Source organism: Cupriavidus phytohabitans (genome assembly GCF_017815025.1).
In the GTDB taxonomy this organism is placed as follows: Bacteria; Pseudomonadota; Gammaproteobacteria; order Burkholderiales; family Burkholderiaceae; genus Cupriavidus.
Window position 1 is genome coordinate 1 of the sequence record NZ_JAGIQB010000192.1, and the last position, 1,326, is coordinate 1,326.

Consider the following 1,326-nt stretch of genomic DNA (forward strand, 5'->3'; position numbering starts at 1 on the left):
CCTATACGGATACTAATCCCACCCTACAGAAGATGTTATCGGATTTTCTCTAATTTATACTAAGGATTTTCTGATATCTCCCCAGGGGATGGTGTTCAAACATCAGCAATGCCAAACTGACCAGGTGAGGATTGCCAGTTGTGTTCGCAGCGCGGTACAGCACGAATTCGACGCCAGTTTCGGCACTAGCACGAGCGTTGCGCGACGTATTTCGGCCTTGGGCGCGCTCGGCCCGGCGCTGCGCCGCGGCCAACTACACCTGCACCGTGGCCAGATCGTCGGCCGCTTTCCGCCCCGAGGCGTCGGCGCCCGCTGCCGCGTGGTGAGCTGCTCTGTGAGCGCCGCGACCTAGGTCTGGTGCCGAGCGCGGGCCTCGGCCTGCCCCACGGCCGCGTCGCGCGCCTCATTGTGCGCCGCCGACAGCGCCGTGCGTAGGTCCTCGGCGGCATGCTCGCTCTTCCGGCGCGCGATGCGCTGCGGGTCCAGTTCGCGCAACGCGCGGCGCTCGCTGGCCTCGGCCCGTTTCTGGGCGATGACCACCTGTTCGCGGGCGCGCTCCAGCTCCGTCGAGAATTGGGTTCGCAGTTCCTCTAGCTGCCGGCACGCGCAGTTCCGCCCGGCCCGCCTCCCGCCGCGCCTGGTTTGCAGCGTGGGCAACATCGCGCTCGGCCTCGGCGCGCAGCGTGGCCAACTCGCCGGCGGCGGCCTCGTTGGCCGCCTGCCAGATGGTCTGCACCGCCCTGGCCGCAATGTCCTTCAACGCCTGTGGCAGGTCGGGATGGTCGATGGTGACGCGGGTTCGCCCGGCGCAGCTCCTGCCAGAACCCCTGCAGCACCTCGGGGGGCGCTCCCATGCTGCCCTTGCGCACCAGCTGATAGAAGCTTGTTGGCGGTGTGCGTGATGCCGTAGCGAAAGAACAGCAGGCCGCAGACCTCGCGGTACAGCGCGCGAGTTTCGGGGATCCAGCGTGGACCGGGACGCGGAAGTGGGGTCATCAACGTGATCATCTGGCCCGCCGTGCTGGAGCGTTTCCGCAAGGAAATCCTAAGCGCGTCGTTGGCCGGCGTCTATGGGCAGTAGCAGTGCGAGGTGCGCCACCTGATTGCCCAGCGCGTGGTGGACTTGTCGTGGATGCTGGGCCAACTCGACACGCGGAGCCGAAACTGGACCTATCCGAAATTTTGTGTACGAGGCATATCATGAGAGGTAACGACCATGGATATGCCAATGAAGAAGAAACGTACGGTAGCGTCTCAGGCAGCGGCCCGCGGGCCGCTGCCGGCTTTGCCTGAGGGCTTGCTGGATGAGCTGGTCAAAGGGCCGAT

General features: G+C 65.2%; 1 protein-coding gene. It reads right to left on the bottom strand.

Features of this window, described 5'->3' with window-relative positions; all coding sequences use genetic code 11:
* Nucleotides 1-348: 348 nt before the first annotated feature.
* A complete protein-coding gene (locus J8I34_RS35695) occupies nt 349-660 on the bottom strand; it encodes a hypothetical protein (RefSeq protein WP_371748208.1) in 312 nt (103 codons plus the stop codon).
* Between the last annotated feature and the right edge of the window lie 666 nt (nt 661-1,326).